Below are 26,142 nucleotides of genomic sequence, written 5' to 3'. Positions count from 1 at the left end.
CTCAGCGCCCGCCCCGGGCCTGGGCCCGCAGCAGGTAGAAGACGTAGCCGTAGGAGGTGCCGTAGCGGGTGTAGAGGTCGATCTCCCGCTCCGTCTCGGCGATGGCCGTGGCGAGGTCCGCGTCCCCCCGGGCGCGCTCGCGCAGGGAGGCCATGCGGGCTTCCAGGGGACGGTAGTACTCGTCCCACCACGCCGGAGCCGGCAGCACGAAGGTGTCCAGCACCTCGAAGCCGGCCTCGCGCGCCGTGGCGCTGTTGGAGGCGATGGTGCCCATGCGCGGGTAGGCCTCGCGCCAGAAGTCCGCGGCCTCCGCGGGGGGCGAGTCGGTGAGCCACGTCGCCTCGCTGGCGGCCAGCAAACCCCCTTCGCGCAGCACCGGGTGCCACCGCCGCAGCCCGGCGCCCCAGCCCAGCACGTAGATGGCGCCCTCGGACCAGATGAGGTCCACGCTGCCCGGAGCATCCCCGAGCGCCGCGAAGTCCGCGCGCCGCGTGCGCACCAGGTGGCCGAGTCCCCGGGCCGCCGCCTCGGTCTCCAAGCGCTTGAGGAAGGGCTCGTGCGAGTCCACGGCGGTGATGGGTGTCTCCAGCTCCCTCGCCAGCACGAGCGTCTGCCGGCCAGGGCCACACCCCAGGTCGAGCACCCGGGGAGCCGGAGGAAGGAGCGGACGCAAGCGGCGGAGCGCCTCGCGGGTGCATTCATCACTCCCAGGTCCCTCGCGAGGCAGGTCCGTGTGCAGCAGCAGGAAGGCGTCACCGAGCATGAGGAGAGCGTAATGTCAGGTGCGCTCCGCGTCTTCGTCGAAGTGGCCCGGGGTGCCGCCCATGGACAGACGTCCGCAAGGGTGCCTGCTCGCGCGCTCCTCCGCTCCCGCGGGCAACCGTTGCATCACCACGAACCTGGGAGTGCACCGGAGTCCCGGCAAGCCGGGGCGGAGAGGGTGACGGTCTCCTCGTGGAGCGGAGGCCCCGGCGGCGGCACGTGCCCGGGGACCAGCAAGCGGTTGGCCATCTGGAAATAGCGCACGGTGAGCTGGGGGCCCCGCAGGGAGAGGATGGCGTAGGCGTGGTGGTCCAGCAGGCCGTCGTTGCCCAGACGCGTGCCGGGCACCCGGCGGGGAGGACCGGACTCACCCGGCGCGGGTACCAGCCCCGGAAGAGGGCTGTTGCGCTGCTCGTGCAGCAGCACCGGTACCGCGCCCGCGCCGATGCACCGGCCCCGCACCAGCCCCGCGTAGGGCTCGTAGATGTGGACGTTGTGCTCGTGCCCCCAGAACCAGAAGGAGACGTCGCCGAGAATGGAGGCGAACGCCCGCGCCAGGTTCGGGTTGAGCGCCAGCTTCCGGCCCCGCGCGTCATGGCCCACGCTGGCCAGCGAGAAGAACGGATGGTGGGAGAGCAGCACGGTGCCCCGCCCTCCAGCAGGGTGGACCTTGTCCACCAGCCACTCCACCTCGGAGTCCTCCAGCCGGGTGAGCGTGTCCGCCAGCGCGCGCGGGTTGAAGTCGTGCAGGCCGGTGTCCATGCCGAGCAACTGCCAGTACCGGGTGCGCAGGCAGAAGTAGCTGGCCGGCTGGCCGAGCCCGTCCAACAGCACCCGGTAGCCCTCGCCGCCGGAGTAGCGGTCATGGTTGCCGGAGAGGGCGAGCACCCGGGGCCACCGCGCGCCGAAGACATCCGCGAAGACCTCGATGAAGTGGGCGCGCACCTCGTGAGGCGTCCCCGAGTAGTAGATGTCTCCGAGGTGGAGGATGGCGTCCGGCCGGAAGCAGGTGGAGATCTGCTCCAGCAGCGCCCGCGCATCCGGCATGCCCGTGCCCCAGTCGGCGAGCAGGGCCACGGTGGCCTCGTCCGGCAGCTCCGGCAGGACGAAGTCCTCCAGGGACGCATGGCGCCGGTAGAAGGGCGTGCGGTGCAGGAGGAGCGCGCGCTCGTACGCCACCAGCGACTCCACCCAGAGCGGGTCGCACGAGGTGAAGCGCAGCTCGCTCATCAGCCGCTGCACCTCCTCATGGTCTCCACGGAAGCGGGCGAGGGCCAGACGGGCACAGAGCCGGGCGCAGGCGCTGGCCTTGCGCCCCAGGGTGAGCGAGGGCTCCACGTCATGCGAGCCGGCGTGCTCCCGCGCGGCGGCGCAGGCATCCTCCATGACCGGGTGCTCCACCGAGGAGCCCAGGCCCTCCACGTCCCGGGGTGGCTCCTTCCGGGAGATCTCCCGGTGGAGACAGGACTGCCAGAGCGAGAGGGCCGGATGGCGGACGGTGGAGAGGACCTTCGGCATGGGACGAGCACCGGGTGCTAATGAATGGCGGACAGCTCGCCGCCTGATTCCTCGGGGTGGGCGCTCTCGGAGACCTCCGCTTCACCCGAGCCCAGCACGGGGCGCCAGCGGCCATGGGGCGCGATGAGCGCGTCCGCCTCGGACGGACCCCAGGTGCCGGGCTCGTACTCGTGGAGCGGCGTGGCCCCTCCCAGGATGGGGTCCACCACCCGCCAGGCCTCCTCCACCGCCTCCTGGCGCGCGAAGAGCGAGACGTCACCGCGCATGGCGTCACCGAGCAGCCGCTCGTAGGGCTTCATCCTCCCGCCGGACTGTTGGATGGCCACCAGGTCCACGTCCTCGCCGCGCATGGCGCCCCCGGGCCGCCTGGCGCGCGCGCCGAGGGAGATGAGCACGTCGGGGCCGAGCCGGAAGCGCACCGAGTTGGGCGAGGCCAGGGAGGGCTCCTCGAAGATGGGACGGGGCGGGTGGTTCAGCTCGACGAAGACCTCGGTGGCGGTGGTGGGCAGGCACTTGCCCGAGCGGATGTAGAAGGGCACATCCGCCCAGCGCCAGGAGTCGATGAACAGCCGCACCGCGGCGAACGTCTCCACCTGGGAGGAGGGAGACACACCGCGCTCGCTCCGGTAGCCGCGGAACTGGCCCCGCACCACGCTGGCCGGGTCCAACGAGCGCATGGCCTTGAAGACGCGGGCCTTCTCGTCGCGCAGGTTCTCCGGGTCCGAGCAGAAGGGCGCATCCATCGTCAGCAGGCCAATCACCTGCAACAGGTGGTTCTGGAACACGTCGCGGATGGCGCCCACCTCTTCATAGAAGGCGCCCCGCCCCTGCACGCCGAAGTGCTCGGCCAGCGTCACCTGCACGCCGCGCACGTGCTGCCGGTTCCAGATGGGCTCGAGGAAGACGTTGGCGAAGCGGAAGAAGAGCAGGTTCTGCACCGGCTCCTTTCCCAGGAAGTGGTCGATGCGGAAGACGGCGGACTCGGGCAGGAAGCGGTGCAGCGTCTCGTTGAGCGCGCGCGCGGAGGCCAGGTCCCTCCCGAAGGGCTTCTCCACCACCACCCGCGCCTGCTTCAGGCAGCTCGCCTGGGCCAGCCCCTCCACCACCGTGGCGAAGAGGCTCGGCGGAATGGCCAGGTAGTGCAGCGGGCGCTTCGCCTCCCCGAGCGCCTCGCGCACCCGGGTGAACGTCGCCGGGTCGCGGTAGTCCCCGTCCACGTAGCGCAGGAGCTGGCTCAGGCGCTGGAAGTCCGCCTCGTCGAACATGCCGTGCTCCCGGAGGCTGGCGCGCGCCCGCTCGCGCAGCTGCTCCAGCCCCCAGCCCGCCTTGGCCACGCCGATGATGGGGTACGTCCACTGCTCCCGGAGCACCAGGGCCTGAAGCGCGGGAAATATCTGCTTGTACGCGAGGTCCCCCGTGGCCCCGAAGAAGACGAGTGCGTCCGACACAGGTGCGGTGGCCATGGCTCACCCTCCTCCCTTCTTCTCCAGGTGCCCGCCGAATTCGAAGCGCATGGCGGACAGCAGCTTGTCGGCGAAGTCCCCCTCCCCGCGGCTGCGGAAGCGCTGGGTCAAGGCACTGCCGAGCACCGGCGCGGGCACGCCCTCGTCGATGGCCGCCGCCTGCGTCCACCGCCCCTCGCCGGAATCGGAGACGCGGCCGGAGAACTCGCTCAGCTCGGGGTTGCCGCGCAGGGCGTGCGCGGTGAGGTCCAACAGCCAGGAGCCGATGACGCTGCCCCGCCGCCACAGCTCGGCCACCTCGGGCAGCTCGAAGTCGTACTGATAGTCCTCGGGGTTGCGCAGCGGCGCCGTCTCCGCATCGGTGGCGTGCCGGTGCAGACCCACGTCGGCGTGGCGCAGGATGTTGAGCCCCTCGGCATAGGCGGCCATGAGGCCGTACTCGATGCCGTTGTGCACCATCTTCACGAAGTGGCCCGCTCCGTTGGGCCCACAGTGCAGCCAGCCCTGCTCGGCCGGGGACGGCGGGCCCTCGCGCCCGGACGTGCGCGGCGCGGCCTGGACTCCCGGGGCCAGCGCGATGAACACGGGCTCGAGCCGGCCCACCGGCTCCCGCTCGCCGCCAATCATCAGGCAGTAGCCCCGCTCCCGGCCCCACACGCCGCCGCTCACGCCCACGTCCACGAAGTGCAGGCCCCGCTCGCGCAGCCGCGCCGCGCGCCGCAGGTCATCGTGGTAGTACGAGTTGCCCCCGTCGATGACGGTGTCGCCGGCCTCGAGTAACGGCACCAGCCGCTCGAGCGTGTCCTCCACCACGCCCGCCGGCAACATCAACCAGACCGCGCGAGGCGCCTGGAGCTGGAGGACCAGCTCCTCGAGGGAGAAGGCACCCACGGCCCCCTCGGCCTGGAGTTGCTCGACGGCTTCGCGGCGTACATCGGTGACGACACAGCGGTGCCCCGCGGCGAGCAGCCGCCGCACCATGGCGGCGCCCATCCGGCCGAGGCCGATCATTCCCAGCTCCATTCCCCTCATTCCTCCTCGGGGAGCGTGGCCGGTCCACCCTCACGGGCCGGCGAGGCCCGGTTGCCCGTCCGGCCCTCCACCCCACGCGTGCGCCGTTGGGGTGCCCTCGTCAACCTGTGCACCGGGCGGGAGACACGGCAGCGTCGCCAACTGGGAGCGCCCGCCGGAGCCCCCGTGTCCCCGAGGGAAGACGGGACGGCCGAGCGGCCCGGGCTCGCCCGCTTGTCCCCCGCCGTCCGGGTCCCCACCTTGGGAGTGACATGTCCCGGCCCATCGAGGACTACGCCCTCATCGGAGACACCCACACGGCGGCGCTGGTGGGGCGGGACGGCTCCATCGACTGGCTGTGCCTGCCCCGCTTCGACTCGGGTGCCTGCTTCTCGGCCCTGCTGGGCGAGCCGAAGCATGGCCGCTGGCTGCTGACCCCCGCGGGTGGCGCTCCTTCGCGAGTGCGGCGGCGCTACCGGCCGGAGACGCTCATCCTGGAGACGGAGCTCATCACCCCCGAGGGAGTGGTGCGGCTGGTGGACTGCATGCCGCCGAGGGACCGGGTTCCCGACGTGCTGCGCCTGGTGGAGGGAGTGAAGGGCCAGGTGCGCATGCGGATGGAGCTCATCATCCGCTTCGACTACGGGGCGGTGGTGCCCTGGGTGACGAAGGAGGACGGGGCACTGCACGCGGTGGCCGGGCCGGACGCGCTCATCCTGCACACGCCCGTGGCGTTGCACGGCCGGGGCCTCACCACGGTGGCGGAGTTCACCGTGTCCGAGGGGCAACGCGTCCCCTTCCTCCTGCGCTGGCATCCCTCGCACGAGCCTCCACCGCCCGCGTTGGAAGTCGAAACGGCGGTGGAGGACACCGAGGCCTGGTGGCGGGAGTGGTCGAGCCGCTGCGTCTACGGAAATGGCCCCTGGCGCGAGGCCGTCCACACCTCGTTGAGGGTGCTCAAGGCGCTCACCTACGCGCCCACGGGAGGAATCGTGGCGGCGGCCACCACGTCGCTGCCCGAGCGGCTCGGCGGCGTGCGCAACTGGGACTACCGCTTCTGCTGGCTGCGGGACGCCACCTTCACGCTGTACGCGTTGATGCTCAGCGGCTTCCGGGAGGAGGCCGCGGCCTGGCGGGACTGGCTGCTGCGCTCGGTGGCGGGAGACCCGGCGAAGCTTCAAATCATGTATGGCGTCGCGGGCGAGCGCCGCCTCACCGAGTCGTCACTGGAATGGCTGCCGGGGTACGAGCACTCGCAACCAGTGCGGACGGGGAACGCCGCCGTCCATCAATTCCAGTTGGATGTCTTTGGCGAGCTGATGGATGCGTTGCACCAGTCTCGCCGCGTGGGCATCACCACGGACCGGCGGGCCTGGAAGCTGACGCAGGTGCTGATGGATTGGCTGGAGTCCGGGTGGAAGCGTCCGGACGAGGGCATCTGGGAGGTGCGGGGCCCGAAGCAGCACTTCACGCACTCGAAGGTCATGGCATGGGTGGCCTTCGACCGGGCGGTGAGGGCGGTGGAGGGCTACGGACTGGAAGGGCCGGTGGAGCGCTGGCGGCGGATTCGCGACACCCTCCACGCGGAGGTGTGCGAGCACGCCTGGGACTCACGGCTCGGCGCCTTCACACAGGCGTATGGCTCGGGGAGCCTGGACGCGAGCCTGCTGTTGATGCCCATCGTGGGATTCCTTCCGCCAGGGGATCCGCGGATGGTGGGGACGGTGAGCGCCATCGAGCGGGAGCTGATGCACGGGGGGCTGGTGCGGCGCTACCACACCAGCACGACAGGAGACGGACTGCCCGCGGGCGAGGGCGTGTTCCTCGCCTGTTCCTTCTGGCTGGCGGACAACTACGTGCTGCAGGGGCGCATGGACGAGGCCCGGGCGCTCTTCCACCGGCTGCTGGACCTGCGCAACGACGTGGGGCTGCTGTCCGAGGAGTATGACCCGGACGAGAAGCGCCTGCTGGGCAACTTCCCCCAGGCCTTCTCGCACGTGGGAATCGTCAACACGGCCTTCAACCTCACCGAGCACCTCACCAGCCCCGCCGAGCACCGCCAGAGCTTCAACGGCTCTTAGGAGAGGACCGGCCGAAGCAGGTCCTTCGCCTCCAACACCTCCTGAACCCTGCGCCCGAGCGAAACGTGCTCCGGGTTGGCGGCGCTGAGCCGCTCCGGCGCGCCGATGATCAGGTTGCCCTTGTCCTCGATGGGCTCAACGCGGACGGGCGGCGGTAGTGGCGGAATCTCACCGCGAGTTCGGGCAACGTAGGTAAGCCAACCCACAAAGCCTCTCGGATCTCTCGCAGGCCGAAGCGCCCTGCGAAACTCATGGGTGGCGACGACGCCAAAGAGCGGCTCCCACGCGAGCACCATGGCCCTCAGCACATTCACCAGGACAGGAGCTGTCAGCACACGTGAGCCCTCTGGCTCAACGTCCGTCCGAGGGAGATGAAGCAAGCAGCAATTGGGGTACGCCCCAGATGCATCCCCACACGTGAGGTGCACCATGCCCCCGCGCCCGGCCTCCGCGTGCCCCGTCCAGGCCCCAAGGCTGAATCCGTCCTTTCCGAGCTGGTTCTCCTCACACTGAAAGAAGCGAAGGAAGGTCTCAAAGTCTGGCGTGAACTCCCGCTGGAGCGCTTCCTCCGGTGAGTCTCCCTGCTCGAACCAACGAGCGTAGATCTCGTCGCACTGCGCGAGGAGACGAAAGAAGGCAACCGAACGCCGGGCGCACTCCTCCGCGGACTCGAGCCGGGCTGGCCAGTAGACGCCTGCGTAGTATCTCTCCGTCATGGCACTCCTCCCGCTGCAACCCGCTGGTAGACAATCTCAATCCCGTGAAGGCCCTCGTTCTCGAGCATCTTCTCGAGAATACCGACCATCTCCGGCTCCGCCACGTACCACCGGATAGGGACTCCACCAGCGACCCTGCTCTGGCGCTTTGCTGTCTCCAGCAGCTTCTTCGCGCCCCGGAAATATTCCTTGGGCTCGAGGTTCTCGTCGTAGTGCTTGGCGTAGCTGAACGCCTTGCCGTCCTGCAGAACACCCTCCGAGATGCTGTAGCCGTCGAAGTCCGCCTTTTCTCCATTCCTCCAAACACGGTAGACCCATCCCGGCGGCGCCCCCGTCACCTGGCATTGGTAGCAGCGAGAGTCCTCCGACATGCTCTCGTTTGCCTGCTCCCACTTCCCAGGACCGCCGGACGGAGGCCAGCCGCCCCCGCCCTGAGCGCCCATGTTGGCCATGTGCAGGACGTAGGTGGCACTCAGCGCGTTTCCCGCAACTGCAACCGCGCCCCCGACAGGAACCGCGACCACGCGCACCGCGAGAAGCCCATCGCCCGAGAGCGACAAGAGCGGCACACCCATGCTTCCAAGCCTCCCGCCCCAGGACGCGGCCTTCGCAGCCCCCGCCCCGGCGGTGCCTACCGTCAGGACCATCCCCGTCGCCAGCCGCGAGATCGTCCGTACCCTCTCCGCATAGGGCTTGTGGCGGAACTCTTCCCAGAGCTGCGGAGAGTTCTCGTACAGCTGCCTCACCGCACCCGGAAGCCGTGCCAGCCCCTCGAGTGTCTCGCCCGTGTAGAAGACAAGCCGGTAGAGGCCCTCCACCACATCCACGACCGCGAGCACGGCGCCCTCGGCCAGCGCGAGCGCCGGGTTGTCGTCGGGCGCATACAAGCCCGCCGGCCGAGCCCCCTTTGGAACCTCGAGCTGCTGGTTCACCGGAAACAGGCGCTCGCCCTCGATGGCGTAGAATGGACCCACCTCGAAGCGCCCGGCCCGGAGCGTGCCGTCCTCGGCGAGCACGACCTGCCCCGCCTTCTGGACTGCTCCTCCAGAGGTGGTCCTCACCAGGTATCCGTCTGGACGAAGCACCAGCAGTCGCGAAAAGCGCCGCATGCGCGCGTGGAGCTCGTCCCTCGTCACCACCTCGCTCCCCGTAGCCACCTCCAAGAGCAGGTGCGCTGCCATGCGGCGAAGCCCGAAGTTACCCAGTGTCACCGGCGTGGAGAGCAGATGAGGCACGAGCTCCAGCGCTTGCCGCGGCGATAGCGTCCGCCCATCCCGGGGCAACGCGGTACTCGGGACGCCCGCCTGCGAGAGGAACCCCTGGAAGTAGTCGAGCGTCATGGGCACCTCGAACGGCCGTCCGTCGCCCACTCCGTCCGGCCACCCAATGCCCTTCCCCTCCAGGTCCTCCTCGTCATCCACGCTCGCAGCACGCGCTCGATGCCACGCCCGCGCTGGCGCCCCGGCCTTCTCGTCCGTGCCCACCGCCGGGACACCGGCTTCACGCGCCTCAGTCCGCGGGCCAGTGCCCTCCAAGTCCTCGGAGGCATCCCCGGTCCTCGGTGCAGACACCTCCAGGGCCTGGACAGTGATCTCCTGTGGCCTGGGACTCGTGCGATGCACTCGCCTCCGATGGCGCGAACCACCCCCCGGCAGCCCGCCCATGGGGGACCCCGTTGCGCACGCCGTCTGCAGCCCGAGGAGCACCAGCACCATGACGCGCGCCGCCCACCAGGCCCTGCCCCACGGGCGTCCCCGAAGCGCGAACTGCGTACCGCCGCCCTCCCCCGCACCAGGACTCCGGTACTCCTTCAGCATGGCGCTGGCCTTTCCCCCAGGAGAAACAACCCTGGGACATAGCCATCAGTCAGCCGCTAACGCCTCACGGCGCCGTATCCGCGGCCACCCGAGGCCCCGAGAGCAGCTTCGGCAACTCCGTCGCGTGGAAGGACTCCATCTCCACGCCACCTCCACAGTGCACACCGCCCGCCCGCTCGCGCGAGAGGGGGTCGCTCCGATTCAGACGCGGAAGGGGCCCGGGTGCTCCTCGGGCCAGAGCACCCGGGGCTCGCCGTCCTCGGGCACCCGGGCGATGACCGCTCCCTCCAGCAATTCCTCGTCGTCGAGCACCTCGAGGAAGGTGCGCACGGCGATGTCCGGGTCCATCACCCGGCAGAAGACATTCATGCGCCCGGGCTGCGTCTCGCCGCCCTCCACCTCGCCATTGCCCGTCCAGCCCAGCGCGTCCGTGAGCACCTCCTCCACCGCGTGGCGCTTCTGGAAGTCCTGCCCCGAGCCCTTGCCCTGCAGCGCGTACTGGACGACGAGCGGCGTCATGGCTTCCGGGTCGGGCTCGTCATACCCCTGGTCCACGAGCGGCTCGGCCGCCTGGGCGATGACCATGTCCGGGTCCTCGTCCGCGGGGACGGGGGTGTCGCGCTGCTCCCCCATCTCGCCCACGACGCCCTGGTGCACGGTGAGCGTCTCCCCGTTCACCCAGGCCTCCCAGTAGCGGAGCGTGTCGCCTTCCTTCTTGTAGAGCCTCAGCACGCGCGCACTCTACACGCGAGCGCCCTCCCGCCCGAGTCAGAAGGCACGGCCCTGTCCACCATCCACCGGCACCGTGGCGCCCGTCACCCAGCGCGCCCGCTCGGAGCACAGGAAGACGACCACGTCCGCCACCTCCTCGGGCGTGCCGAAGCGGCCCCAGGGCAACTCCTCACGCACCATCTTCTCCACCTTCTCCGGCTGCGCCTGCCGCCTCCGGTCCCAGCTGCCCCCGGGAAAGAGGATGGAGCCCGGCGCCACCCCGTTGACGCGGATGCGGTGGCGCGCCAGGTCCAACGCCATCTCCTTGGTGAGCGCCATCAGGCCCGCCTTGGCCGCCGTGTAGGGCGCGCTGGTGCCGTACTCGCGGCCGTAGATGGAGTTGATGTGCACGATGCAGCCGCCGCCCCGGGCCTTCATCCCCTCCACCGCGTGCTGGCTGCACCACACGGAGGCCATGAGGTTGCGGTCCACCACGTCCTTCCACTGCGCGGCCGTGGCCACGTCGAAGGCGCCCGCGCCCCCGCTGCCGCCCACGTTGTTGACGAGGATGTCCAACGCCCCGAAGGCCCTCACCGCCGCGTCCACCGCCGCCGCCGCGCCCTCGGGTGTGGCCACGTCCCCCACCACGGTGGCCACCTCGGCACCGGAGGCCCGCAGCTCCGCCGCCGCCTTCTCCAGTGCCTCCGCGCCGCGCGCGCTCAGACACACCCGCGCGCCCTCGCGGGCCAGCGCCGTGACGATGGCCCGGCCGATGCCCCGGCTGCTGCCCGTGACGAGTGCCGCCCTGCCCTTCAATTCCAGGTCCATGCGGCACCTTCTACCCCGCCCCGGAGCCACGAATGGCTCCACATGCGAGGGATTCAAAGGAGTACAGCGGCGGACCCAATCCCACCCATGAATCAGGGGTATTGCGTAGGTGCACCGGGCGCATGACGCGGGGGGGCGCAACGGGAATGCGCTGCGATTCAGTTAAACTGATTACCCGGTCAATTCCTGGCCGCGGGACAACTAGAGGGAGGGGTACACATGAAGACAACCCGTTTGTCGTTGTTGCTGGCGGGCCTCGCATCCATGGCCGTGGGATGCCAGCCCGAGACCGGGGCACCACCCACGCAGGCGCCTGGCGCCACGCTGAAGGCCCACGAGGCGGCGCTGGCCACGCCCGTCGGAACCTGGACGAGCAATGCCTCATCACTGAACGCGCACTCCGGAGGCCACACCGCCACCCTGCTCAACGGCCCGGGGAACGTGCTGGTGGTGGATGGCAGCGGGGCGGAGGTCTACAACCCGTACACCAACGCGTGGCGGCGCACGGCCTCGCCGCTCAACGCCCACACGCTCCACACCGCGGCGGAGCTCTCCGGCTCGGGCCAGGTGCTGGTGATGGGCGGCCATGCCGGAACCTGGGGAGATTGGACCTCGAACGCGGAGCTGTACGACCCGGCCACCGAGACGTGGAGCTCCGCGGCCCCCATGCTCACGCCCCGCGGCAACCACACCTCCACGCTGCTCGACTCGGGCAAGGTGCTGGTGATGGGCGGCAACACGCCCGCCAACTGGGAGGGGCCCGAAGCGGAGGTGTATGACCCGGAGACGAACACGTGGAGCGGTGTCTCCTCGGGCCTCATCCTCCCGCGCAGCCGCACCGCCCTGACGGTGCTCTACTCGGGCCAGGTGCTGGTGACCGGTGGCTACCTGTGGGCGCACTCCGGCACCGCCACCTCCGAGGCCTGGCTCTATGACCCGGCCTCGAACAGCCTGTCGCGCGCCGGCAACCTGGCCCGGGCCCGCCACGGCCACGCCGCCCTCCGGCTCTACTCGGGCAACGTGCTCATCGTCGGCGGCATCGACGGCGGCAACACGGTGGAGCTCTACGATCCGTACCTCAACCAGTGGTCCCTGGGCCCGCCCTTCCCCTACGACCTGACGCCGCTCTTCTCCGCGACGATGCTCTACTCGGGCGAGGTGCTGGTGACGGACGCCATCGGCCAGGCTGCGCTGTATGACCCGGCGACGAACACGTGGACGCCCACGCCGAACATGAAGCAGGGCCGCTCGTCCCCGACGGCCACCCTGCTCCACACGGGCGAGGTGCTGTTCGTGGGTGGCACCAGCAGCAGCCCGCGCTCCGTGGAACGCTTCACGCGCTGAGCGGGCGGAAGACGGCAGGCCACCGGGAGGGCGCCCACTCGCCCGCCCGGTGGTTCCCCCCTGGATGTGCTCGCCATCGCAACGAGTGGCGCGCGCAACTGCATGACTGTCGATGCACGACCGCCCGTTGCACCCGTGCACGGGTGGGCAGCCGGACTCTCGTGAGCACATTGCGGCCCCACGCGGCGCCAGCCGCCACTGCAGGAGCTGCACACGATGAGATACTGGAGAGCCGTTCCGGCCTTGCTGGCACTCGCCACGGGCTGCGCCGTTCCCCTCGAGGACGAGACCCCGGCGGGCGACGGGCTCGCCACGCTGGAGTCGAGCGTCACCTGGGAGCCCTGCACGGCCAAGGCCCGCATGCTGAGGGACATCCAGCCCGGAGCACCGGGCTCGCTGCCGGAGAGCCTGGTGAAAGGCGCGGACGGTCTGTTCTTCACCGCGGATGACGGGGTGCACGGCCGCGAGCTGTGGGTGAGCAGCGGCACGGGGGGAACGGGCACCTTCCTGGTGAAGGACGTCCGCCCGGGGCTCGACAGCGCCGAGCCCAACGAGCTCACCGTGGTGGGAGACAGGGTCTTCTTCACCGCGGACGACGGGGTGCACGGCCGCGAGCTGTGGGTGAGCGATGGCACGGCCACGGGCACCTCGCTGGTGAAGGACATCCACGCCTCGCCGTTGGAGATTGGCCCGAGCGGGCTGGTGGAGTTCGACGGGCGGGTCTACTTCGCCGCGAATGACGGGGTGCACGGACGCGAGCTGTGGGTGAGCGATGGCACGGAGGCGGGCACCTTCATGGTGGAGGACCTGTACCCGGGCGGCGACATCTTCGACCCGGACAGCCCGGGCTCATCCAGCCCGCGCCGCATGACGCGCACGCCGAACGCCTTCTATTTCGTGGCCAACGTGGGCCGGGACGTGAAGCTATGGCGCAGCGAGGGCGAGCCGGGCGCCACGCCAGTCTTCGAGGCCTTCGAGGACAACGTCATCTTCCGCATGACGCCGGTGGGAAGCGGGCAGCTGTTCTTCCTCGTGGACAACGACGAGGGCGAGGCGAGCCTGTGGGTGACGCGGGGGACCCTCGGGAGCACGAGGAGGCTGCGCTTCTTCCACGGGGCCTACCCGCATGACCTGACGGCGCTGAACGGGAAGCTCTATTTCAGTGCCGGACGGGGGAGTGACGGACTGGAGGGGGAGCCCGAGGGCGAGGAGCTGTGGGTGAGCGATGGAACGACGCGGGGCACGCGGGTACTCGAGGACATCCACCGGGGCGCGGGAGATTCGCGGCCGGGCTCGCTGACGGTGATGAACCGCAGGCTCTTCTTCGCGGCGGACGATGGGAGGCGGGGACGCGAGCTGTGGGTGAGCGATGGGACGTCCGGTGGCACGCGGCTCTTCAAGGATCTCGAGCCGGGCGCAGCGGGCGCGTCGCCCACGGAGCTGACGGCCATCCAGGACACGCTCTTCTTCAGCGCGGAGACGGCGGAGAAGGGCCGGGAGGCGTGGGTGAGCGACGGCACGTCCCGCGGCACGCGCGCGCTCACGGAGCTGGCACCGGGGCCCACGGGCTCCGACCCGAGCGACTTCATCCGCTCGGGGTGGGACGTCTTCTTCAGCGCGGATGACGGCGAGCATGGCCGCGAGCTGTGGGCCCTGCCCTTCCGTCCCGAGGGCCACTGCGGCCGGTAGCTCCGGAGGTGAACGCCAGTGTGGCTCGCGGGCGTCCGGTCCATGGACGACCCGCCGCTCACCCAGGAGGCAACCAGACGTGACCCGGGCTCCGTGCCTCCGTCACGTCTGGGATTGCCCGCATACCCGTGACTCCCCACGTTTGCGGCGACGAGGGGGAGAGGAGTGCGCCATGGTCCGCGGAACCACCCGTCCCAGTCACTACTTCACCCCACGGACACTCGTGGCGTACGCCATCGCGTATGCGATCGCCGCCGGGGCGTGCGTGCTGGGCTACCTGATGCGCGCGGTGCCCTGGCTGGCCGTGGGCCTCTGGCTCGCGGCCAGTCTCTCGGTGCTGCTCATCGACCGGGCGATCGTCGAGCGGACGCCCCACGGGCCCCACCACGGCGAGTCGGAGAACCTCGGCGCCATCTTCCAGGGCACGCCCGCGGCGCTCACCGTGATTGGCATCATGGCGCTCGCCTCCCTGCTCGTTTCATTTTTCGTGCACTGGTAGGGAACATTCCCGTCACAAGCGCGAAGTGACGCCATCTGTGTAGCAAAACCCCCACACAGCATGGAGCACTTCTCATGGCGACCCCAACCACTTCCCTCAAGACGTTCGCGATGTACGCGCTGGGCTACGCGCTGACCATCGCCGCGCTGCTGCTCGACATCCGCTACGGCCAGGCGATCTTCGCGCTCGCCGCGTTCGTGGGCTCGGTCGCGGTCACGGCCCACCTCCTGTACCAGACGGCCCGCGCCATGGCGTACAGCCCGACGGCGGACCAGTTGAGGCCCATCGCCGTGCACGTGACGGCAGACGGCCAGCGCCTGGCCGCCTGACCGCTGGTGCGAGTTCCCCGGGCATGCATTCCGGGGAATGAAGCGCCTCCCTCATCCACCCCTCTCGCAAGAAAGGGAAAAATCAGGCTCTTGGGTGGAGGGGGCTGTCGCTCACTGAAGTTCGCAGCAGATGGCGATGGCGGTGGCCTTCGCGGTCGTCGAAGCCGGTCCTCTCAAGGTACAGGTGTAGGAGTAGACTCCACTCACCCAGCCCATATGGGAAACGGCCGCAACCGTGGACGAGTTCGAGTAGCACGAGCCACCCGTCAGGAATTCTCCAGACACACAACCCACGTGGGAACCAGGGTAGGCATAGCTGTTCACCGCAGGTCCAGCCACATAACGGCAGGACAGCACCTTGTTGGGTCCTGGAACGCCCTGAGGACCCTGGGGGCCCGGCTCGCCCTGGGGACCCTGCGGACCCACCGCGCCCATCGGCCCCGGATCGCCCTTGAGACCCTGCTGGCCCATCGGTCCCTGCGGGCCGATCGGACCCTGCGGACCCACCGGGCCCTGCGGCCCCACCGCGCCCATGGTCACCTCGAAAGTGTCGTTCTGCTCCACGTTGGAACCGGTCGACATCGTCAGCCGATAGGAACCGGAGCGCATGAGCATCGGAGGCAGGTAGACGACCACCGTGGAGGGACCGTAGGTCTTGACGGTCACCCCGATCTCCATGAGATGGACGATGGGCGGGACACCGGTGGCGGTATTGAAGTTACGGCCATAGATGAACATCTGGCCCTGGGCGTAATCCACCTCCACGTTCGTGATGGCCAGCCGGTTCTGGGTGTCCTGCGCCTGCGCCTGTGCAGAAACCGTGAGTCCCGCCATCACGCCCGTCAGAACTCCCAGGCGGGTGGTCATGGACGACATGCGCAGCCCGACCGCCAAGGTCCTCTTCCTGAAGAACTTCATCATGAGCAGTGGTCTTCTCTTTTGATGTGTGAATTTGCGATGCGCCTGAGGGCGCGCACCATTGGCATCCACCCTACAGGAAAAGCCATCCATTCCAAGAGGCACGAAAGACAGCCATCCCAGGCAGGCTGCTGCTCGAACGAGCGTGAGAACCCCGTCTCCAGAACATTGGCAGGCAAACATTCTTCCCGGAGACCCATCACAGGCTGCACGCTTCTCACAGTGCGGCGCCCCCTGAGCAGTTACGCTGACAGAACCCCTGCTCTCATGGTCTCTTCCGCCCCACTCCCAGTTGCCCGAGGCACGCGCGAGCTGCACCGCCTGCTGCGGCAGGCCGTCGATCTCCGGACCCTCGATCTGGAGGGCTTCCGCCGCTGGCTCACCGGCCAGCTGCCCTTCTGGGAGTCGGACCCGGCCTTCGTTCAGCGCGCTCGAATCCGTGACCTGCGGCGGGCCCATCCCGAACTCCATGCGCTGGAGCGGACCTGCCGTCGCGCCTCCGCCGCGGACGAGGCCTCTCCCCACTTCGCGCGCCTGCTCCAGATAGGAGAGGAACTCACCAGGACTGGGAAGGCCATCGCGGGACTCAGTGCGGCACTCGCCCGGGCCGAACCAGAAGCACAACCAGCACTGCGGCGGAAGCTCGAGGGCTTCCAGGACAGACAGCGGGCACTTCAACGCGAACAGGAGCAACGGACCCAGGCGAGCCCTCCGCGTCAGGAATTGCTCCGCGTCCGTGAGGAATTGCGGCAGCTCCGCTCACGCCTGGGGCTGGAGCGCGCGGAAGCCGAGCTGGCCGGGCTGTTGCTGAACCAGGGCCACCGGTCCGGGCACACGGGGGGAGACTTCGAGCACCAGGTCCTCGCGCTGACGTGGCAGGCCATCGTGCCCGAGCTGCTCGGGAGGGCGCGGGCCGGAGCCACGTCTCGGCTCCGGGTGCTCACGGGCGTCGGTCTCGGCGCGGCGCGGACCGAGCTCGATCAACTGCTCATCCGTCAGCCGCTCCGCCCCGGGCAACCGGTGGAGGTGCTCGCCCTGGTCGAGGTGAAGCGCAACCTCAATGACGTGGCCCACGGCTTCCGCCGCCGCCAGGAGAACCTGGCCTGGTTCACGGGGGATACCGCGCACTACGACTCGAAGGAGTATCGAACCCGCTACTTCCGCTCCGGGCACTTCGACCGCGAGGCCGTGCACGAACAGGACGGAGAGCGCTTCCTCTTCACGCGCGGCTCCTTCCGGCACTTCCGGCGCGAGCCCGGCCAGGGCCCGTTCCTGCGCCGCCTGTACTTCATCACCCGCACGAGCACCCTGGCCGGCGTCTCCGCCGCGGCGCTGGCCCGCATCCGCCACCGCGTCGCCACCGATGAGCGCTTGCGGCTCCAGGACGACGCCTCCCTGCGCGAGCTGCTGCGCTGGTGCCAATCCCTGGCGGAGCCCCTGGAGGCTCCGGACGTGCTCCGGCTGTACTGCTCGGTCCCGGGGCGCGGCCGTCAGATCCTGGTGCTCCGCCGCCCGTAGCCTCAGCTCCAGGTGCGCTGCTGGTTCTTCGCGTTCTTCTCGCGGAACGCCTGCTCCAGGTCCACGTCCACCCGGTTGGCGATGGCCACCAGGTAATTGAAGACGTCCACCAGCTCCTCGGCGAGGTTGGCCTTCGCCTGCTCCGTGGGCGTGCCCTGGCCCTCGTCGAAGAGCTTGTTGTAGCGGCGCACCGCCTTGAACAGCTCTCCCATCTCCTCGCCCATGAGGAAGCAGTTGTGCACCAGGTCCACCTTCAGCCATCCATGCATCGTCTCGAGCTCATGGATGTACCGCTGGTAGTCCTTCATCGACGCGTTCTCGGGGAGGGTGATCATGCCGTCCTTCCTCGCTGGAGGACCTCCGGCTGTCAATCGTCTCGACAGATGAACGGGCCCGCTCCGCACGGATGGGAACTCGCGAGCCGGATACCCTCACCCCGACCCTCTCCCGGAGGGCGAGGGGATGTCGTTGCTCAAGGGACGGGGGGTGGCGGCGGCAGGACGAGCGGTGTCTTCGGTTCGTCCGGCGTATGCCCGCCCGCGCCGCCGATTCCCGTCCGCGACTCCTCGTCCTTCGGCGGCTCGATGGGCTTGCCCACGTACTGCACGTTGTCGTTGTTGGTGATGGCGAAGCGCACCAGCGTGCGCAGCACCCGGTTGCGCCGCACGTTGCCCACCACCTCCCGCAGGTCCTCGTACACCGTGGGGTCCTTCAGGATGCCGCCCAGCGAGCCCTCGCCCCTGGCCACCATGGAGGTAATCTGCTTGATGTCCGCCGCCGCGCTGCCCAGGTCCGCCAGCATGTTGCCCGCCTTCCCGTAGACGAGCTGGTGCACCGCGCCGTCCGGGTTCTTCTTCGCGTCCTCCATCAGCACCGCGAGCTGTCCCGCCGCTGCCCCCAGCTCGCCCAGCGCCTTGGCGCCTTCCTGGCCGTAGATGAGCGCGTGCGCCGAGCCATCGCCGTTCTCCACCTCGTCGAGCAGGCCCTCCACGTGCCCGAGCGCCTTCTCCATCCGCAGCGCCGTGCGCGAGGCATTGGCCATCAGCCGGCGCACCTCGTTGCCCGTCCGCTTGTCGTAGATGAGCGCGTGCAGGGCGCCGTCCCCACTCTCCACCTCCTCGAGCAGCTTGCGCAGGCTGCGCATGCTGGCGGCCAGGTCCTCGGTCACCTGCGGCGTGGCGAGATCCTCCACCGACTTGCGCACCGTGCGGCTCACGGCCACCGTGTCCTCCATCACCTGCGCCGCGCTGCGCATCAGCGAGGAGATGTCCGCGCCGCTCGCGCTCGGAATCTCCCCGCCCGGCGCCACCGCGGGCTGGTCCGGCGAGCCGACGGTGATGTCCACCGCCTTGTCTCCCAGCACGCCCATGCTCGACAGCCGCGCCACCGAGTCTCCCCGCACCCGCGACGCGTGCTCCGAGCTCATCCGCAGCATCACCTCCAGCCGCGTCTCCCCGGGCCTCGAGGGGAAGCTCACCCCGGCCACCCGGCCCACCTCCAGGCCCCCCAGCCACACCGGGGACTCCTCGGTCAGGCCCTCCACGTTCTCGAAGTAGGTGCGGTACACCACCTCCTTCTCGAAGAGGTGGGTCTCGTTTCCGATGAGGAAGACGACGAGGCCCGCCATGCCCATGGCCACCGCCACGAAGGCGCCCACCCGCAGCGCCCGGCGCTTCTCCGCCGATGTGGTGCTGAACAAGCTCATCGCACTGCCTCCTGCGCCCACGGCGCCTGCCGCCGCGCGTCCAGGAAGGCCCGCACCTCCGGCACCGTGGATGCCTGCATCTCCTCCGGCGTCCCCACCTGCATGATGCGCCGGTTGGCCAGCATCGCGATGCGGTCGGACACCGTGAAGGCACTCATCATGTCGTGGGTCACCACGATGGACGTGCACCCGAGCTGCTTCTGCATGGAACGAATCATCTGGTTGATGTTCTCGGTGGTGACGGGGTCCAACCCCGTGGTGGGCTCGTCCCAGAGGATGACCTCGGGGTCCGTGGCGATGGCCCTCGCCAGGCCCACGCGCTTCTTCATGCCGCCGGACAGGTCCGCCGGCTTCATGTCCTCGATGCCCGGCAGGTTCACCAGCTCCAGCTTCCGGGCCACCCGCTCGCGAATCTCCTCGGGGGGCATGCGCGGGAAGTGCTCGCGCAGCGGGTAGGCGATGTTCTCCCCCACCGTCAGCGAGTCGAAGAGCGCCGAGCCCTGGAACACCATCGCCACGTGCCGGCGCACGCCGATGAAGTCCTCCTCGTGGAAGCCCGTCAGGTCCTGCCCCTCGAAGAGGATGTGTCCCGCGTCCGGGCGCAGCAGGCCGATGAGGCACTTGAGCAGCACGCTCTTGCCCGTGCCCGAGCCGCCAATCACCGTGAGCGTCTCGCCCGCGTACACGGACAGCTGCAGATCGTCGAAGACGTGCTTGGGCCCGAAGGACTTCTGCAGGTGCTCGAAGCGGATGAGCTCCTCGCCCCGGGTGGGCGGCCGGAACTGCAGACGGGGTGGATGGCGTCGGAGGAGCATCTCAGAAGGTCAGGGTAATCTTGGTGATGAAGAAGTCGGCCAGACACACCGAGACGGAGGTGATGGCCACCGTCTGCGTGGTGGCGCGGCCCACGCCCTCGGTGCCGCCCTCGACGGTGAGCCCCTTGAAGCAGCCCACCACGCCGATGATTCCCCCGAAGATGAAGCCCTTGAAGACACCGGAGAGGAAGTCGCTCATCAGCAGGATGTCCAGCGCCCCCTGGAAGAACAGGTGGAAGCTGATGCTGTACTGCACGTTGACCACGAGGGCGCCGGCCAGCATGCCGATGACGTCCGCCAGCACGGTGAGCGCGGGCGTGAGCAGCAGGCAGGCCAGCACCCGGGGCACCACCAGCTTGCGCAACGGATCCGCCCCCAGCGCGCGGATGGCGTCCACCTGCTCGGTGACCGTCATGGAGCCCAGCTCCGCGGCGATGCCCGAGCCCACGCGCGCGCCCACGGTGAGGGCGATGAGCACGGGGGACAGCTCCCGGAAGAGGGTGAGCACCACCACCCGGCCCACCGTGTACTGCACGCCGAAGCGCGCCAGGAAGAAGCCGAACTGCAACGAGATGACCAGGCCGGCGAAGGTGGCCGTCAGCAGGGCGATGGGCAGCGAGCGCACCCCCAGCGCCTCCATCTGGTAGACGAGCGCCGAGGGCGCGTACGGCGGGCTCACCGCGCGCACCGCCACCTGGCCCGTCATCACCACCAGCGAGCCCAGCCGCGCCATCCGCTCCGACATGCGCTGGGTGAAGGAGCCGCCCAGCGGGTTGATGGCCCCGGCCTGCGACGTCTCCACCGGCCGGCGCAGACGAGAAGGATTGAGCCCGGCATCCGTGCTCATGAGGCACTCTCCGCGTGGAAGCCGCGCACCAGCGACTCGAAGCCCTCGAGCCGCTCCTCGTAGCGCCCCAGCGGCGCCACGTAGGTGAAGTCGTAGACGCACCGGTCCTTCTTGAGCACCAGGAAGAGCAGCTCCACCGGCACCCCGTCCAGCTTGGCCCGGTAGCGCGAGCGCAACGCCTCGCGCTCGTCCACCACCACCGTCTGTTGCTCCACCTCCAGCCGCTCGGTGAAGCCCATGACGAGGTGGCGCGTGAGCACGTCCAGCGGCGCGTCCTCGTGCTCCTGGCAGGTGGAGTTCACCGACAGCGCGTGGCCGGACGCGTCCGTGTACCAGGCCAGGTCGTTGTTGGGCAGCTTCACCCGCTGCCAGCCGGGCGGCAGCGCGCCGAGCCGGTAGCGCACCCCGGGCTTGGAGAAGACGTGGTCCTCGAAGCGCACCCCGCGGTGGCACCCCACGGCGGACGCGAGCAGCAAGGACAACGGAAGGACGTGGCGGAGGACGGCCCTGCTCATCGCCGCGAGGGTAGGCACCCCTGCAAGAGGCGGTGAGTTGTGGCGGGAATGAAAGGTTGAATGTCCGCCACGCGGAGGGCTGCCGGACGAGCCGGGCGCACGCCGCGCCGAGCGTTCCTCCAGTGGTGGACAGATGCGGATGTTAGGGCCTGAACCCTTGCTTCTGGCAAATCCGGAGGAGGAGGCACCTCATGGACGGTGGGTTGGGGCTGTTCGGATTGGGATTGTTCCTGCTGTCGATTGCCCTCCTGTATGCCCGGGAGGCCTTCGGGCTGGCGTGGCTGCTGTTGGCGATGTCGCTCGTCTCCATGGGCCTGGCCATGTCGGAGTCACCCCGGCGGCGGGAGGTGGCACTGGGAATCGGGGCGGTGTGCGTGCTGGCGGCGCTGGTGAGTCTGGCCTTCGCGGTGTCGTGGTGGTGGGTGGTGGCCACGGGCATCTTCGGGGTGGCCTACCTGGTGCTGTGGGCGGAGTTCCGCTTCCCCTACTTCCAGCACATGCCGCAGGAGGCCGCGGGGCCGGGCACTCCGCTCCTGCGGCGCTTCCGCCTGCGCCGGCGGGCGTGAAGACACGGCGGCCCGCCGTGGGCGTCACGGCGGGCCGGTGAGGAGCCAGGGGGCCTGGGAGACGGACTCCTAGAGCTGGCCCTTCTGCTGGAGCACCCAGAGGGTGGCGGCGACGATGTCCGGGCAGTCGAAGACGCGCTGGGCCTCGCCCACGGAGCTCCAGGTGGAGCCACCCTTGTAGATGCGGCCGTTCTCGATGGTGGCCTGGGTGCTGCCGCCCACCTCGACGGCGTAGTCATCGCCGCGCTTCACGGCCTTGCCTCGAGTACTGCCACCCTTCTCGATGACGATGTCCGCGCCCGAGGTGCGCACGGTGTATTGGGTGGTGCCGCCCTTCTCCACCCGGTTGCCCCTGCACGTGTAGTCGGCGGCGAAGGCGGGCACCGGGGCCAGCGTGAGCACGGCGAGCAGCATCGACAGCTTCTTCACGAGACTCCTCCAAGGTAGGGGACGCGCGGTCCCACATGCCCAGGGACCCGACGTAACACCCGGGCCTGACATGCCGCGTCGTAAATGGAGGATTCTTGGAACTCAGAGGATTCTCTGACCGAGGTAGTCGAAGGCCTCGATGGGGACGGCGTGAGCGGGGCCGTGGGGGTACTCGGAGGCCAGGAGGGAGAAGCAGAGGATGTCGCCGCGCACGTGGTGCGGGGCCAGTTGCCGCTCGCGCAGGCGGCCCTCGAGGGTGAAGCCCAGCCGCCGCGCCACGGCCGCGCTGGCCGCGTTGGCGGGGTCGCACGTCAGGTCCACCCGGCTCACCTTGTCGAGCTCGAAGGCGGTGCGGATGACGGCCGCGGTCATCTCGGTGGCCAGGCCCTGGCCGATCGCATCGCGGCGCAGCCAGTAGCCCACCTCGCGAGCGCCGAGGCCCGCCCGGGTGAGCAGCCCCACCTCGCCGAGGAAGCGCCCGGTGTGGAGCTCCACCACCACGTAGGGGCGATCCTGATCCAGGTCGAAGCCGCCCCGCATCTTGCGCAGCTGCGCCACGTGGAGCGCGAGCGGCGGAGGACCCTCGGGTTGGGGAGGGAAGAACTCGTGCAGGTGCGCGCCGCTGGACGTCACCGCCTCCAGGCGGGGCGCGGCGTCGGAGGGCTCGCAGCAGCGCAGCAGCAGCCGGGGAGTCCGGATGCTGTAGGCAGGGGAGGTGGCGCTCATGGCGGGGTTCTTACTCCGGCCCACCGTGGCTCGCTCATCCTGTGCGCCCTGACCGGGGAAGTTCCCGCTGGAGACATCGCTGGACGTGTGGGCCACGGGCCCTCGGCCCTGGTAGCGTGTAGACGTTCGAACCTGGATGGTCCGCCCAGCTGGCCTGTTCCCTCTCAACAGGCGGTCTGTTGCAGTCCTCGGACCCCGGGTGAAACGGCGGTTCTCCGGTGTTGTAGAGGAACGTGGCCGTCCTGGGAGTCAGGGCGGTGTGGAGGAGTGAATGGGTGAAGTGATCATCGTCTCGCTGGTGGGCATGGTGCTGTTCGGAGGCCTCTTCATCCTTCTGTGCCCGGAGTGGTGGAGCAACAGCCTGGGTACGCTCAAGGAGAAGCAGAAGAGCGCCGAGGCCCAGGCCCCCGAGGCTGGCAAGCAGGCGTCTGTCAGCCAGGCAGAGAGGCAGTAGGCCATCTCAGGGCTTCGGCGCGAGCCCCAGCATCGCCTCGATGAGGGGATTGCGCTGCGAGCTCTTGCGCCACGCCACGTAGATGGGGAACTCGCGAGCCGGCTCGGAGAGAGGCCGCGCCACCACGCCAGGCACCTGCGGCCCGCGGGGCTGCAGCGACGCCAGCAGTGAATAGCCGAGCCCCGCCGCGACGAAGCCGAGGATGGTCTCGGACGAATCCGCCGCGTACATCCGCTGCGGCACCACGCCAAAGTGTGAGAGGGCCGCGAGCTGCAGGTCCCTCAACTGTGGATCCGAGCTGTAGGTGATGAAGGGCTCGTCCCGGAACGGCTCGGGGCTCACCGGGCCCTTGCGCGCGAGCCGGTGGTTGGACGGGAACACGAGGAAGGGGCGCGTCTTGCCCACCTGCCGGGCCTCCAGGTCCGCGGGCACCTCGGGCAGGTGGTCCACCAGCAGATCTGCCTCACCCGAGCGCACCAGGGACACCGCGGGCACCTTCGCCTCGAAGAGGGCCACCTCGATGTCGGGCCGCTGGCCCTGCAGCCGCCGCAGCCACGGAGGCAGCAGGTGGCGCAGCGTGTGCCCCGAGGCGTGGATGCGCAGCCGCCCGCCCATCGTGCCCGAGCGCAGTGAGCGCTCCAGCGAGGACAGGCCCTCGTAGAAGGGAGCCAGGTACTCGTAGAGCGCGCGGCCCTGCGGCGTGAGCACGACGCGATCCTTGCCCACCCGCTCGAAGAGGCGCACGCCCAGCTCGGACTCGAGCCGCTTCACCTGCTGGTGCACGCCCGGCTGGGTGATGGGGTACGGGAAGGCGCGGGCCGCCCGGGCGTAACCCTCACAACGTGCCACCCAGTAGAAGCCCTCGAGACGCTGGAGCTGAATCATTCACGGGAGGTTATCGAAGGACGAGCCATTAGTTCCATGCGGTTTGCGAGGAACGGGTGCATTCTGTGTCTCGTCCACGCGCTTCCACCGGAAGCGCCCTTCGAACGAGGTTCACAATGGCCCGCCCCAACACCACCGCCGTGCAGCCGACCCACAGTGGCGCCTGGGTCATCCAGGCCTGGCTCTCCTTCGCACTGGCGATCGGTGTGATGGCCATCGGCATCTACCACCTGCCCGTCGACGGCTGGCAGAAGGCCTTCCTGGGCATGGGCCTGCTCTTCAGCATCGGCTCCACCTTCAGCCTGTCCAAGACGGTGCGCGACCAGCACGAGCAGGACCGGCTCACCGCCCGCATCGACGAGGCCCGCGTCACCAAGCTGCTCGCCGAGGTGGACCCCGTCGCCCTCAAGTAGGCGGGCCTGATATACCCGGGGCATGGTGTCCAGTCCCGCGCTCCCCCGCCCCGGGTCCTCCTCCGCTCCGTGGCTGGAGGAGCTCGACATCCTCATCCGCGCCCGCTACCCGCTCCTCTACCTCGTGTCGTGGGAGGAGCACCGCGTGGACTCGCTGCTCGCGGACATGGCTCGCGCCCACGGCAAGGTGCTCCTGTCCTGGTCCATCACCCGCGGCCTGCGCTACCTCGGCGGCTCCCGCGGCCCCGCGCTCCCCGAGGACACCCGCAACCCCATCGACGCCCTGGCCGCCATCGAGAAGCTCTCCGAGCCCTCGCTCGTCGTGCTCAAGGACTTCCATCCGTATCTGGAGGAGAAGGGTGTGGTGCGCGCCCTGCGCGAGCTCGCCCACGCCCTCAAGAGCACCTTCACCACCGTCATCCTCCTGGCCCCCACGCTCGTCATCCCCACCGAGCTGGAGAAGGAGGTCTCCGTCCTCGACGTCCCCCTGCCCGGCTTCCAGGAGCTGATGAACCTGCTCAAGGAGATCGTCGCGGTGGTGCGGCGGGGCAACAAGGCCACCATCGACCTGTCTCGCGAGCAGGCCGCGCAGCTCATCCAGGCGGCCCAGGGCCTCACGCTGTCCGAGGCGGAGAATGCCTTCGCCAAGGCGATTGCCCACGACGGCAAGCTGAGCGCCGAGGACATCCGCCGCGTCCAGGACGAGAAGCGCCAGGTCATCCGCAAGAGCGGCCTGCTCGAGTACTACCCGCCGGAGCAGGACCTGGGCCACGTGGGCGGACTGCAGCACCTCAAGCAGTGGCTCACCCAACGCACCGCCGCCTTCGGCGAGCGCGCCCGCCAGTTCGGCCTCCCCGAGCCTCGGGGCCTGTTGCTGCTCGGCGTGCAGGGCTGCGGCAAGAGCCTCACCTCCAAGGCCATCGCCGCGCACTGGAACCTGCCCCTGCTGCGGCTCGACATGGGCCGCATCTTCAGCGGCCTCGTGGGCTCCTCCGAGGAGAACCTCCGCAAGGCCATCCGCGTCGCCGAGAGCATCGCCCCCGTGGTGCTCTGGGTGGATGAGATTGAGAAGGGTTTGTCCGGCGTCGCCTCCTCGGGCACCACGGACGGCGGCGTGACGGCGCGCGTCTTCGGCACGCTGCTCACCTGGCTCCAGGAGAAGACGTCTCCCGTCTTCGTGGTCGCCACAGCCAACCGCATTGAAGGCCTTCCCCCCGAGCTGCTGCGCAAGGGCCGCTTCGATGAGATCTTCTTCATCGACCTGCCCGAGGCCGCCGAGCGCCGCGACATCTTCCGCATCCACCTCCAGCGGCGGAAGCGCGACCCGGCCGCGTTCGATTTGAACACGCTCGCCAGCCTGGCCGAGAACTTCAGCGGCGCGGAGATAGAGCAGGCCATCATCGCCGCGCTCTACGAGGCCTTCGGCCAGGGCGTGGAGCTGGAGCAGCGCCACATCGCCGGAGCGCTCCAGGAGACCGTTCCGCTCGCCGTCACCATGCGCGATGACATCGTCCGGCTGCGCGAGTGGGCCCGCGGGCGCACCCGTCCCGCCTCGTCGTCCGGCAGCTCGAGGAAGGAATAGG

At 69.5% G+C, this 26,142-nt stretch carries 27 protein-coding genes; 10 read left to right on the top strand and 17 right to left on the bottom strand.

The window, feature by feature from the left end; all coding sequences use genetic code 11:
* Position 1: 1 nt before the first annotated feature.
* The 4 genes from AC16DP_RS17165 to gnd all read right to left on the bottom strand — a co-directional run bounded on the left by AC16DP_RS17165 (position 2) and on the right by gnd (position 4,766).
* Complete coding sequence (locus tag AC16DP_RS17165; protein ID WP_329728497.1) at positions 2-763, bottom strand: class I SAM-dependent methyltransferase; 762 nt, start codon at positions 761-763, stop codon at positions 2-4.
* A 125-nt stretch (positions 764-888) separates the two neighbouring features.
* Complete coding sequence (locus AC16DP_RS17160; RefSeq protein ID WP_329728496.1) at positions 889-2,280, bottom strand: metallophosphoesterase family protein; 1,392 nt, start codon at positions 2,278-2,280, stop codon at positions 889-891.
* A 17-nt stretch (positions 2,281-2,297) separates the two neighbouring features.
* The gene (gene zwf / locus AC16DP_RS17155) at positions 2,298-3,743 is read right to left on the bottom strand and encodes a glucose-6-phosphate dehydrogenase (protein WP_329728495.1); all 1,446 of its coding nucleotides are present in this window, start codon (positions 3,741-3,743) and stop codon (positions 2,298-2,300) included.
* 3 nt (positions 3,744-3,746) lie between these two features.
* Positions 3,747-4,766: a phosphogluconate dehydrogenase (NAD(+)-dependent, decarboxylating) gene (gene gnd / locus AC16DP_RS17150; protein ID WP_329728494.1), complete on the bottom strand. Its 1,020-nt coding sequence runs from the start codon at positions 4,764-4,766 to the stop codon at positions 3,747-3,749.
* 260 nt (positions 4,767-5,026) lie between these two features.
* Here gnd and AC16DP_RS17145 point away from each other — a divergent pair, with 260 nt between their 5' ends.
* Entirely contained in the window at positions 5,027-6,835 is a 1,809-nt protein-coding gene (locus AC16DP_RS17145) for a glycoside hydrolase family 15 protein (RefSeq protein WP_329728493.1), read from the top strand.
* On the opposite strand, the gene AC16DP_RS17140 is transcribed toward AC16DP_RS17145, so the two are convergent.
* From AC16DP_RS17140 to AC16DP_RS17125, 4 genes are all read right to left on the bottom strand, one after another.
* Complete coding sequence (locus AC16DP_RS17140) at positions 6,832-7,551, bottom strand: Imm52 family immunity protein (protein WP_329728492.1); 720 nt, start codon at positions 7,549-7,551, stop codon at positions 6,832-6,834. The genes AC16DP_RS17145 and AC16DP_RS17140 overlap by 4 nt on opposite strands.
* On the bottom strand, positions 7,548-8,972 hold the full coding sequence (locus tag AC16DP_RS17135) for a Tox-REase-5 domain-containing protein (protein ID WP_329728491.1): 1,425 nt from the start codon (positions 8,970-8,972) through the stop codon (positions 7,548-7,550). Before AC16DP_RS17135 ends, AC16DP_RS17140 begins: the two co-directional genes overlap by 4 nt.
* A gap of 597 nt (positions 8,973-9,569) precedes the next feature.
* Positions 9,570-10,100, bottom strand: a complete 531-nt coding sequence (locus tag AC16DP_RS17130; RefSeq protein WP_329728490.1) for a hypothetical protein — start codon at positions 10,098-10,100, stop codon at positions 9,570-9,572.
* Positions 10,101-10,136: 36 nt separating this feature from the next.
* The gene (locus AC16DP_RS17125) at positions 10,137-10,907 is read right to left on the bottom strand and encodes an SDR family NAD(P)-dependent oxidoreductase (protein ID WP_329728489.1); all 771 of its coding nucleotides are present in this window, start codon (positions 10,905-10,907) and stop codon (positions 10,137-10,139) included.
* A 219-nt stretch (positions 10,908-11,126) separates the two neighbouring features.
* On the opposite strand from AC16DP_RS17125, the gene AC16DP_RS17120 reads away from it, so the two are divergent.
* The 4 genes from AC16DP_RS17120 to AC16DP_RS17105 all read left to right on the top strand — a co-directional run bounded on the left by AC16DP_RS17120 (position 11,127) and on the right by AC16DP_RS17105 (position 14,768).
* Entirely contained in the window at positions 11,127-12,251 is a 1,125-nt protein-coding gene (locus AC16DP_RS17120) for a Kelch repeat-containing protein (RefSeq protein ID WP_329728488.1), read from the top strand.
* A gap of 216 nt (positions 12,252-12,467) precedes the next feature.
* Positions 12,468-13,940, top strand: a complete 1,473-nt coding sequence (locus tag AC16DP_RS17115; protein ID WP_329728487.1) for an ELWxxDGT repeat protein — start codon at positions 12,468-12,470, stop codon at positions 13,938-13,940.
* Positions 13,941-14,112: 172 nt separating this feature from the next.
* Complete coding sequence (locus AC16DP_RS17110) at positions 14,113-14,439, top strand: hypothetical protein (protein ID WP_329728486.1); 327 nt, start codon at positions 14,113-14,115, stop codon at positions 14,437-14,439.
* Positions 14,440-14,513: 74 nt separating this feature from the next.
* Positions 14,514-14,768, top strand: coding sequence for a hypothetical protein (locus AC16DP_RS17105; RefSeq protein WP_329728485.1), 255 nt, complete (start codon positions 14,514-14,516; stop codon positions 14,766-14,768).
* A 111-nt stretch (positions 14,769-14,879) separates the two neighbouring features.
* Here the strand turns inward: AC16DP_RS17105 and AC16DP_RS17100 are convergent, their stop codons facing one another.
* Positions 14,880-15,689 (bottom strand): hypothetical protein, encoded by an 810-nt coding sequence (locus AC16DP_RS17100; RefSeq protein ID WP_329728484.1) that lies wholly within the window; start codon positions 15,687-15,689, stop codon positions 14,880-14,882.
* A 264-nt stretch (positions 15,690-15,953) separates the two neighbouring features.
* Between AC16DP_RS17100 and AC16DP_RS17095 the strand changes: the two genes are divergently transcribed.
* Positions 15,954-17,204 carry a hypothetical protein gene (locus AC16DP_RS17095; protein ID WP_329728483.1) on the top strand — a complete coding sequence of 417 codons (1,251 nt, stop codon included), beginning with the start codon at positions 15,954-15,956 and terminating at the stop codon, positions 17,202-17,204.
* A 2-nt stretch (positions 17,205-17,206) separates the two neighbouring features.
* On the opposite strand, the gene AC16DP_RS17090 is transcribed toward AC16DP_RS17095, so the two are convergent.
* The 5 genes from AC16DP_RS17090 to AC16DP_RS17070 all read right to left on the bottom strand — a co-directional run bounded on the left by AC16DP_RS17090 (position 17,207) and on the right by AC16DP_RS17070 (position 21,086).
* Positions 17,207-17,539, bottom strand: coding sequence for a MazG nucleotide pyrophosphohydrolase domain-containing protein (locus tag AC16DP_RS17090; protein WP_073565996.1), 333 nt, complete (start codon positions 17,537-17,539; stop codon positions 17,207-17,209).
* A gap of 137 nt (positions 17,540-17,676) precedes the next feature.
* Entirely contained in the window at positions 17,677-18,909 is a 1,233-nt protein-coding gene (locus AC16DP_RS17085; RefSeq protein ID WP_329728482.1) for an MlaD family protein, read from the bottom strand.
* Positions 18,906-19,724 (bottom strand): ABC transporter ATP-binding protein, encoded by an 819-nt coding sequence (locus AC16DP_RS17080; protein ID WP_329728481.1) that lies wholly within the window; start codon positions 19,722-19,724, stop codon positions 18,906-18,908. The genes AC16DP_RS17085 and AC16DP_RS17080 overlap by 4 nt, the downstream gene beginning before the upstream one ends.
* A 1-nt stretch (position 19,725) precedes the next feature.
* Complete coding sequence (locus tag AC16DP_RS17075; RefSeq protein WP_329728503.1) at positions 19,726-20,469, bottom strand: MlaE family ABC transporter permease; 744 nt, start codon at positions 20,467-20,469, stop codon at positions 19,726-19,728.
* A gap of 98 nt (positions 20,470-20,567) precedes the next feature.
* Positions 20,568-21,086 carry a hypothetical protein gene (locus AC16DP_RS17070; RefSeq protein ID WP_329728480.1) on the bottom strand — a complete coding sequence of 173 codons (519 nt, stop codon included), beginning with the start codon at positions 21,084-21,086 and terminating at the stop codon, positions 20,568-20,570.
* Between the two features lie 191 nt (positions 21,087-21,277).
* On the opposite strand from AC16DP_RS17070, the gene AC16DP_RS17065 reads away from it, so the two are divergent.
* Positions 21,278-21,652: a hypothetical protein gene (locus AC16DP_RS17065; RefSeq protein ID WP_329728479.1), complete on the top strand. Its 375-nt coding sequence runs from the start codon at positions 21,278-21,280 to the stop codon at positions 21,650-21,652.
* Positions 21,653-21,721: 69 nt separating this feature from the next.
* On the opposite strand, the gene AC16DP_RS17060 is transcribed toward AC16DP_RS17065, so the two are convergent.
* Together AC16DP_RS17060 and AC16DP_RS17055 are read right to left on the bottom strand one after the other, a co-directional pair.
* Positions 21,722-22,081: a hypothetical protein gene (locus tag AC16DP_RS17060; protein ID WP_329728478.1), complete on the bottom strand. Its 360-nt coding sequence runs from the start codon at positions 22,079-22,081 to the stop codon at positions 21,722-21,724.
* Positions 22,082-22,183: 102 nt separating this feature from the next.
* Entirely contained in the window at positions 22,184-22,807 is a 624-nt protein-coding gene (locus tag AC16DP_RS17055; protein ID WP_329728477.1) for a GNAT family N-acetyltransferase, read from the bottom strand.
* Positions 22,808-23,078: 271 nt separating this feature from the next.
* Here AC16DP_RS17055 and AC16DP_RS17050 point away from each other — a divergent pair, with 271 nt between their 5' ends.
* Entirely contained in the window at positions 23,079-23,261 is a 183-nt protein-coding gene (locus AC16DP_RS17050) for a hypothetical protein (protein WP_329728476.1), read from the top strand.
* Between the two features lie 6 nt (positions 23,262-23,267).
* Here AC16DP_RS17050 and AC16DP_RS17045 read toward each other — a convergent pair whose 3' ends face one another.
* The gene (locus AC16DP_RS17045; protein WP_329728475.1) at positions 23,268-24,146 is read right to left on the bottom strand and encodes a LysR family transcriptional regulator; all 879 of its coding nucleotides are present in this window, start codon (positions 24,144-24,146) and stop codon (positions 23,268-23,270) included.
* Positions 24,147-24,262: 116 nt separating this feature from the next.
* Between AC16DP_RS17045 and AC16DP_RS17040 the strand changes: the two genes are divergently transcribed.
* Positions 24,263-24,559, top strand: a complete 297-nt coding sequence (locus tag AC16DP_RS17040; RefSeq protein WP_329728474.1) for a YiaA/YiaB family inner membrane protein — start codon at positions 24,263-24,265, stop codon at positions 24,557-24,559.
* 22 nt (positions 24,560-24,581) lie between these two features.
* Positions 24,582-26,141, top strand: coding sequence for an AAA family ATPase (locus tag AC16DP_RS17035; RefSeq protein WP_329728473.1), 1,560 nt, complete (start codon positions 24,582-24,584; stop codon positions 26,139-26,141).
* Position 26,142: the final 1 nt, after the last annotated feature.

The sequence above is a fragment of the Archangium sp. genome, from assembly GCF_057119385.1.
Note: the sequence above shows the minus strand (reverse complement) of the source record. Positions and strands in the feature narration are given on the sequence as shown.